Source organism: Aeromonas bivalvium (genome assembly GCF_000819765.1).
GTDB lineage: Bacteria > Pseudomonadota > Gammaproteobacteria > Enterobacterales > Aeromonadaceae > Aeromonas > Aeromonas bivalvium.
Map to the genome: position 1 here is coordinate 70974 of NZ_CDBT01000044.1, position 8343 is coordinate 79316.

9 protein-coding genes are annotated in these 8343 nt (G+C 63.2%); 4 read left to right on the forward strand and 5 right to left on the reverse strand.

Annotated features, from left to right (window positions below; all coding sequences use genetic code 11):
- Window positions 1–435: 435 nt before the first annotated feature.
- Complete coding sequence (locus BN1119_RS13210) at window positions 436–720, reverse strand: YcgL domain-containing protein (protein ID WP_041998664.1); 285 nt, start codon at window positions 718–720, stop codon at window positions 436–438.
- Window positions 721–826: 106 nt separating this feature from the next.
- Here BN1119_RS13210 and minC point away from each other — a divergent pair, with 106 nt between their 5' ends.
- From minC to minE, 3 genes are read left to right on the forward strand one after another with little or no spacing between them, the layout of a single operon-like run.
- Entirely contained in the window at window positions 827–1543 is a 717-nt protein-coding gene (gene minC / locus BN1119_RS13215; protein ID WP_041998667.1) for a septum site-determining protein MinC, read from the forward strand.
- A gap of 18 nt (window positions 1544–1561) precedes the next feature.
- Window positions 1562–2374: a septum site-determining protein MinD gene (gene minD / locus BN1119_RS13220; RefSeq protein WP_041998669.1), complete on the forward strand. Its 813-nt coding sequence runs from the start codon at window positions 1562–1564 to the stop codon at window positions 2372–2374.
- A gap of 2 nt (window positions 2375–2376) precedes the next feature.
- Window positions 2377–2643 carry a cell division topological specificity factor MinE gene (minE, locus tag BN1119_RS13225; protein WP_041998671.1) on the forward strand — a complete coding sequence of 89 codons (267 nt, stop codon included), beginning with the start codon at window positions 2377–2379 and terminating at the stop codon, window positions 2641–2643.
- Window positions 2644–2760: 117 nt separating this feature from the next.
- Here minE and BN1119_RS13230 read toward each other — a convergent pair whose 3' ends face one another.
- The 4 genes from BN1119_RS13230 to fadI all read right to left on the reverse strand — a co-directional run bounded on the left by BN1119_RS13230 (window position 2761) and on the right by fadI (window position 7360).
- Window positions 2761–3321, reverse strand: coding sequence for a YaeQ family protein (locus BN1119_RS13230; RefSeq protein ID WP_041998675.1), 561 nt, complete (start codon window positions 3319–3321; stop codon window positions 2761–2763).
- 199 nt (window positions 3322–3520) lie between these two features.
- On the reverse strand, window positions 3521–3661 hold the full coding sequence (locus tag BN1119_RS20125; protein WP_005895982.1) for a TIGR02808 family protein: 141 nt from the start codon (window positions 3659–3661) through the stop codon (window positions 3521–3523).
- 241 nt (window positions 3662–3902) lie between these two features.
- On the reverse strand, window positions 3903–6050 hold the full coding sequence (fadJ, locus tag BN1119_RS13235) for a fatty acid oxidation complex subunit alpha FadJ (protein ID WP_041998678.1): 2148 nt from the start codon (window positions 6048–6050) through the stop codon (window positions 3903–3905).
- The gene (fadI, locus tag BN1119_RS13240) at window positions 6050–7360 is read right to left on the reverse strand and encodes an acetyl-CoA C-acyltransferase FadI (RefSeq protein WP_041998681.1); all 1311 of its coding nucleotides are present in this window, start codon (window positions 7358–7360) and stop codon (window positions 6050–6052) included. The genes fadJ and fadI overlap by 1 nt, the downstream gene beginning before the upstream one ends.
- A 181-nt stretch (window positions 7361–7541) precedes the next feature.
- On the opposite strand from fadI, the gene BN1119_RS13245 reads away from it, so the two are divergent.
- Window positions 7542–8343 (forward strand): AAA family ATPase (locus BN1119_RS13245; RefSeq protein ID WP_041998684.1); only part of this gene is annotated, 802 nt, incomplete at its 3' end.

Here is an 8343-nt window from a genome sequence, read left to right on the forward strand (position 1 = left end):
CGTGTGGCAATGAAAAAGGCGGGATCTCCCGCCTTTTTGCTGCCCGTCTTTCGCCCGCCTCCCCGCCAGGCTGCGCCCCCTCCCTCCTCGCCTGCCCGGCGTCCCATGACGGGCATGCCCCTTGCCGCGCGCTTTCGCTAAGCCCAGGAGCCGGCTTCTCAATCGCGCTCCCGCCATGCCTCGGGCATCCGGTGTCTCAATAAAGAACAGGGATGACACCTGTATATTTATACAAGTCTATCGCCGTTTGAAAATATATTTTCAAGGCTCATTCGAAGGCGAAAGACATTATCGTTCGCGGCAGATGAGGTATTTATCCAGGCCATGGCTGTCAGCCGGATAATTAGGGCAGGAAGGTGAGGCAATATGGGGGAAACAACCGAAGCCCGGGATGAAGGCGCCCCGGGGAGGGGCGACAGGGGGCGTCCGATAATATCAGGGGGCCTTGCGCCGGGCTTGCGCCAGCTTGTGCTGCTCGAGCAGGTTCTCCACCGGCGGCGGCACCTGCAGATAGAAGCCCTGCTGGCGCAGCGCCTCCATCACCCGGCTCACGCTCGCCATGCCCAGGGGCTTGTCCGGGGTGAGCCTGGTCATCAGCACCAGTTGCGGGGTGCCGAAGGTCTGCATCAGGGGAGATGGAACCCGGGAAAAATCATCTCTTTTTTCGACAAAGAGATAGGTGTCCGCTTTTTTGCGACTTTTATAGACTGCACACAACATGGAAATTGATATAATCCGCTGAGTTTATTGCCTCGGAAGTGGGCAAACTATAACATCAGGCAATCAATAACAATAACGGATTACCGTCTCTGTCTCGGGGAAAGTCATGGTTGAGCGCGATAACGAATTGAAAGGGACCACCTTCACTATTTCTGTGTTGCATATCAACGATGCCGCGCCGGACAAGATACGCCAGTTATTGGCCGCCAAGGTGGCGCTGGCGCCCCGTTTTTTCAATTGTGCCCCCCTGGTGCTCAATGTGGAAAAGCTCGCGCAGCAACCGGATTTTGACGAGCTCAAGGCCCTGGTCGAAGCGGAAGACTTCGTGCTGGTCGGCATCACTGGGGCCAAGGATGAGGCCATGAAGACAGCCGCCAAGGCGGCGGGTCTGGCAGTGATGGCCTCGGGACGCAGCCGCAAGGCCGATGCCGAGCCGGCCGCCGAGATAACCCTGCCCGAAGCCGCCACCGAGCTACCGCTGCCCACCCCCCTGCTCGCCAGCAAGGTCCATGTCGGCCCGGTGCGTTCCGGCCAGCAGATCTACGCGGCCGGCACCTCCCTGGTGGTGCTCGGCTCGGTGAGCCCGGGTGCCGAAGTCCTGGCCGATGACAGCATTCATATCTACGGGGCCCTGCGGGGCCGGGCAATAGCCGGGGCACGCGGTAATGGCGATGCCCGCATCTATTGCCAGCAATTGCAGGCCGAGCTCCTCTCCATCGCGGGCACCTTTCAGCTCAGCGATGCACTGCCAGCCGGCCTGATACAGCAACCGGTCCATGTCCGGTTGGATAATGAACAACTCCGAATAGACCGCATCAAATAGAGTTACAAGGAAGCGAGAATGGCGCGAATCATAGTCGTTACGTCCGGCAAAGGTGGCGTTGGCAAGACCACAACCAGCGCGGCATTGAGTACGGGACTGGCCCAGCGGGGCCACAAGACGGTGGTCATCGATTTCGATATTGGCCTGAGAAATCTTGACCTCATCATGGGGTGCGAGCGGCGCGTGGTGTATGACTTCGTCAACGTCATCAATGGCGAGGCGAACCTCAACCAGGCCCTGATCAAGGACAAGCGCAGCGAGCACCTCTTCATCCTGCCCGCCTCCCAGACCCGGGACAAGGACGCCCTCACCAAGGAGGGGGTCGAGAAGATACTGGATCAACTGGCAGAGATGGGCTTTGAATACATCGTCTGCGACTCCCCCGCCGGTATCGAGTCCGGCGCCCTGATGGCGCTCTATTTCGCCGACGAGGCCATCGTCACCACCAACCCGGAAGTCTCTTCCGTGCGCGACTCGGACCGGATCCTCGGCATCCTGGCTTCCAAGTCCCGCCGGGCCGAGCGCGGCGAGGATCCCATCAAGGAGCACCTGCTGCTCACCCGCTACTGTCCGACCCGGGTCAGTCGTGGCGACATGCTGAGCGTGCAGGACGTGCAGGAGATCCTGGCCATTCCGCTGCTCGGTGTCATTCCCGAGTCCCAGGCGGTGCTGCGCGCCTCCAACTCGGGCGAACCCGTCATCCTGGATAAAGAATCCGATGCGGGCAAGGCCTATGAAGACGCCGTTTCCCGTCTGATGGGAGACGCCACCGAGTTCCGTTTCCTGCAAGAAGAGAAGAAGGGCTTCTTCAGCCGTCTGTTCGGGAGTTAAGCATGTCTATTTTTGATTATTTTCGTTCCACCAAGAAGCAGACGACGGCCCAGACCGCCAAGGAGCGGCTGCAGATCATCGTCGCCCATGAGCGCTCGTCCAGAGGGGGGCCGGATTACCTGCCCCAGCTCAAGCAGGATATCCTGGACGTCATTCGCAAGTACGTGCAGATAGATCCCGAGAAGGTGACGGTGCAACTGGATCAGAAGAGTGATGAGCTGTCGGTGCTCGAACTCAACATCACCTTCGCCGATGACAAGAAGGGATGAGCCAGGCGCCCTATGCGTGACCCTTTCCCCCAATGAGACCGGATCCTGCCCCAGGATCCGGTTCTTTTTTGCCGCTGTTTTGCCCCGCTATGTCGCTTACACACGCCTGCCGATGCGTCAGACCAGCTCCCGCGCCTGCTTGCCGTGCAACACCTGGGGATCCAGGGTCACCTCGGCATCGCCGTTGCTGATCCAGAGCTGACCGTCCGAGATGGTGCAGGTGAGCTGCATGGTGCGCTGGATCAGGGCCGCCAGCGGCAGGGTCTGGCTGTCGCTGAGCTCTATGATGCTGAGGTTGTCGTGGGCGGTGAGCTTGCCCTGGTTCTGTTTCCACCAGACTCTGGTGCCGCGCCCGCCGTACAGATAGAGCACCACCTGGCGCGAGCGGTTGCACGCCTTCTTGAGGCGGCGCTCGTCAGGCTGACCCAGTTCAATCCAGAGCTCAATCTCGTCGGAATAGTTCTTGCGCCACAGCTCTGGCTCATCGTCCGCCGACAGCCCCTTGGTGAATTCGAGCCGCTCGGCGGCATGCCAGGCAAAGGCGGCGAGGCGGATCATCATGCGCTCGTCGGTTTCGGAGGGGTGACGGGCCAGGGTGAGGGAGAAGTCCTGATAGAGCCCCCTGTCCATGTCGGAGAGGGAGATCTGAGCCTTGAATACGGTTGCCTTGAGAGCCATGAGAAACCTTATGGGAGACGAAACGGGAGGCCCGACGCGGGCTGGGCGCCAGTGTAATCAAATTTGCGAGCAGCTTCGAGCCCCTTGCACACCCCGCCCCGTATCAGGGGGGCCTACAACGAACAATGCCGGTCCTGGGACCGGCATGGCACAAGAGACGGGGGATGAGGGCCCTTGGCTCCGCGTCAGCCCCCTGGTCTCACTTCTCGGCGGATTGCACCCCGAACGCATTGAGCAACACGCAACAGGTCACCGCCACCGCCACGAAGCCGCTCAGGAAGATGAAGGGCATGACGCCATAGCCCAATACGGTCCAGATGGTTTGTTCAAGAAAGCTCATGATGTGTCCTTTGTCCATGGCGCGCCCCTGGCGCGACACACTGTCCTGGCCCAGGCTGCGCTGGGGTTCACTGTCGTTTCTATTGGAACCTAACTGGCCAGCCAAGCCTATGCCACCAAAGGAATATATAGGGGGCCACTTTGCGCCAGATCAATTTTTTGCGACAAATAATCCAGCCCGCCCACCAACAGCAGAGGCGACCCAGGGTCGCCTCTGCAGATCATCATGTCATGGCGCCGGCTCAGTAGAAGCTCAGCCCCTCTGCCGCCATCGCCTTGAGCCTGGCACAGGGGGCGTAACGCTCACCCAGACGCTGCTGGTAGTGCTCCAGACGCGCCACCAGCTCGCCAATGCCGAGGCGGTCCATGTAACGGAACGGGCCGCCGAGGAAGGGGGGGAAGCCGATGCCGAAGATGGCACCTATGTCGCCATCCCGGGCCGAGGCCACCACGCCGCCATCGAGCGCCATGGCCGCCTCGTTGAGCATCAGCAGCACGCAGCGCTCCACCAGCTCCCGCTTGGCGAGTCTGGCCTGGGGCTTGACCCCGAGCAGGGCATAGACGCTCTCGTCCACCGTCTTCTTGCCCTCCTTGCCGGTGAGGCGGTTGCGGGGCGCCGCCTTGCCGTAGAGGTAGAAGCCCTTGCCGTTCTTGCGCCCCTTGCGATCGTCTTGCAGCAGCTTGTCAAAGGCCTTGGGGGCCTGGAACTGCTCGCCGCCGAGCTCTTGCTCGAGGATGGGGGAGATCTTGGCCCCCACGTCGATCCCCACCTCGTCGAGCAAGGTGATGGGGCCCACCGGGAAGCCGAAGTCCTGCAGGGCGCCATCGAGCACCTCCACCGGTTCCCCTTCCAGCACCAGGCGCGCCGCCTCGTTCATGTAGGGGGCCAGGATGCGGTTCACATAAAAGCCCGCCTCGTCTTTCACCACGATAGGCGTCTTGCCCTGGGCCCGGGCGAAGGCCAGGGTGGTGGCCACCGTCTCGGCGCTGGTGCCGGCATGGGGGATGACTTCCGCCAGCGGCATCTTGTCCACCGGGCTGAAGTAGTGCAGACCCACTATCTTGTCCGGGCGGGCGGCCCCTTGCGCAATCTGGTGAATGGGCAGGGAGGAGGTATTGGAGGCAAAGACGGTGTGTTCACCGCACTCGCGCTCCACGTCCTGCACCATCTGGTGCTTGAGGTTGATATCCTCGAACACCGCCTCCACCACCAGGTCCACCCGGTGGAAGCCGGAGTAGTCCAGGGTGCCGGTCAGCCGGCTCATCTGCTTTTCCAGCTCGCTGCGCAGGATCTGGCGGCGCTTGAGCTTCTTGGCCAGCAGATCATGGCTGTAGCGCATGGCGTTGCCGATGCCAGCGCTCGCCACGTCCTTGATCCGCACCGGCACCCCCGCCTTGGTGGCGGTGACATAGGCGATGCCGCCTCCCATCAGGCCCCCCCCCAGCACGGCGACATGGCTCACCTTGCGCGGCTCGGCCCCCTGATAGCTCACCTCCTTCTTCATCTGGGTAGTGGCGAAGAAGAGGGAGCGCAGGGCGGCGGATTCCGCCGTCATCACCAGCTCGCCAAAATGGCGGGATTCGGCGGCAAGGCCGGCCTGGATCCCCTCCTCCATGCCGATGCGCACCACGTCCAGGATGCGCTCCGGCGCCGGATAGTTGCCACGGGTCTTGGCCATGACCCCCTTGCGGGCCTGGTCGAACAGCACCTTGCGCCCCACCCCGCTGGTCTCCAGCAGCTTGCCCTGCAGATCCCGCTTCAGGCTGTGACGGGGCTTGCCCTTGTGGGCCAGCTTGATGGCGGCATCGAGCAGGATGGATGGGGGCACCACCTCGTCCACCAGCCCCAGTTTGCCCGCCTGCTTGGGCCTGACCTGCTTGCCGGTCAGCATCAGATCCAGCGCCTTGGCCACCCCGATGAGGCGCGGCAGACGCTGGGTGCCGCCGGATCCCGGCAGCAGGCCGAGTTGTACTTCCGGCACCCCCAGCACCGTCTTGCCATGATCACTCGCCACCCGGCCATGGCAGGCGAGCGCCAGCTCCAGCCCTCCGCCGAGGCAGGGGCCATGGATGGCGGCGATCACCGGGATATCGAGCTGCTCGATCTCGGCGAATACCTCCTGCCCTTCCCGTGACAGGATCTGGGCATCCTGGGCGCTGGTGCAGGCATCCAGCATGCTGATATCGGCCCCGGCGATGAAGGAGTCCGGCTTGCCGGAGACGATCACCAGACCGATCAGATCCTTGTTGGCCCGCACCTGGGCCAGCACGGCGCGGATCTCGTCGGCGAAGGCCGCCTTGAGCGTGTTCATGCTCTCACCGGGCACGTCCATGGTGAGGATGCCGATGCCGTCTTTGCGAATATCCAGAGAAAATGTGTGCTCGTTCATCATTCCACCTCCAACACCATGGCCACGCCCAGTCCACCCGCCGCGCAGGCGGTGTTGAGCCCCAATCCCCCACCCCGGCGGCGCAGCTCATGGAGCGTCTGGGTGATCATGCGCGCGCCGGTCGCGGCGAAGGGGTGACCATAGGCCAATGAGCCCCCCAGCACGTTGAACTTGTCCATGTCGATCTCGCCGATGGCGCCGTCACGGCCCAGCTTGTCCCGGGCAAATTCCGGGCTGGCAAACATCTTGATGTTGGCCAGGGTCTGGGCGGCGAAAGCCTCGTGCATGTCGATGAGCGTCAGATCGGCCAGGGTGATCCCGGCCCGATCCAGGGCGATGGGGGTCGCATAGGAGGGCCCCATCAACATGTCCTGCCAGACGTCGATGGCGGAGAAGGCGAAGCTGCGGATGTAACCAAGCGGCTCCAGGCCGAGCTCCCTGGCCCGCCCCTCGCGCATCAGCAGCACGGCGGCGGCGCCGTCGGTGAGCGGGGTGGCGTTGGCGGCGGTGACAGAACCATGAACCCGGTCAAACACCGGCTTGAGCTTGGCGTAGCTCGCCAGATCCGAGCCTTCGCGGATGTTGTTGTCCCGCTCGAGCGGCGACTTGTAGGGGGGCACATGGGCGGTGAACACCTCGCCGTTCAGCTTGCCTTGTGCCCAGGCCTCTGCCGCCAGGGTGTGGGAGCGGTGCGCCAGGGCATCCTGCGCCTCGCGGCTGATCTGGTGGCTCTTGGCCATCTGCTCGGCGGTCTGACCCATGGAGAGGCCGGTGGAGTACTCGGCCACCGCCGGCGGTACCGGCAGCAGATCCCGGGCACCGAGCCGGCGCAGTATGGCAAATTTTTGCGCAAAGGTGCGCGCCTTGTTGAGATCGACCAGGGCGCGGGCCAGTTTCTTGCTCACCCCGATGGGCAGCACGGAGGAGGAGTCGGCCCCGCCGGCGATGGCGATGTCCACCGTGCCGGCCATGATGGATTCGGTGACATTGGCCACCGCCTGGAAACTGGTGGCGCAGGCGCGCGACACGCTGTAGGCATCGGTGTGAACGCTCATGCCGGTGCCAAGCACTATCTCCCGGGCGATATTGGGGGCTTCCGGCATCTGCACCACCTGGCCGAACACCAGCTGATCGATGAGGGTGGGATCGAGATCCGTGCGGGCGAGCATCTCGCTCACCACCAGCTTGCCGAGATCCACCGCAGGCACACCGTGAAAGGCGGTGGCCTGCTTGGCAAAGGGGGTTCGCAGCCCCGCCACGACGGCAATCCGTTCGCCCTGGCGAGTCGTCAGTTGTAAAGGCTGTTTCATCCTGGCTCCTTGGGTCAATGGGAAGAGGTCAGACCTCATCGCGCCACATCTTAACAATCCACTCACAAGTTTCATACAGCTGATTGAAACTAAATCCGCGGCGGGCGGACTCGGTTCTCGCACCTTGCGGTCATCTGGAGTATAAAAAGATCAACTTCTATTAAAACAATAGGTTTATCCCATGGCCCTGGCCGAATTTCGACAAGTACGCGACCACATGACCAGCCAGATCCTGGGGCAGGGCGAACTCATCGACGGCCTGCTCATCGCCCTGTTATGTGAAGGCCATGTGTTGATCGAAGGCGCCCCCGGACTCGCCAAGACCCGGGCGGTCAAGGTGCTGGCCAGTGCCATCGAGGGGCGCTTCGCCCGCATCCAGTTCACCCCGGACCTGCTGCCCGCCGATCTCACCGGCAGCGAGGTGTTCCACCCCCAGGATGCCAGCTTTCAGTTCCAGCCGGGCCCGCTTTTCAATCACCTGGTGCTGGCAGACGAGATCAACCGGGCCCCGGCCAAGGTGCAATCCGCCCTGCTCGAGGCCATGGCCGAGCGCCAGATCACCGTGGGCAAGAAGAGCTGGCGTCTGCCCGGCCTCTTTATGGTGGCTGCCACGCAAAACCCGATAGAACAGGAGGGCACCTACCCCCTGCCCGAGGCCCAGCTCGATCGCTTCCTGTTCAAGCTGGAGGTCGGCTACCCGGGCCCGGCCCTGGAACTGGCCATCCTGCAGCTGGGGGAGCAGGGGGAGACCCTCCCCCCCTCGCCCTGCCTCATCGATCCCCAGACCCTGCAAGGGGCCCGCGATGCCGTACTGAAGGTGATGATGCAGCCCAGATTGGCCCACTACCTGGTGCAGCTGATCTGCGCCACCCGCCCCGGCAGCGGCATCGCCCCCGAGCTCGACCCCCTGATCGCCTTTGGCGCCAGCCCCAGGGCCACCCTGGGGCTGGCCCGCGCCGCCCGGGCCCGCGCCTGGCTGGCGG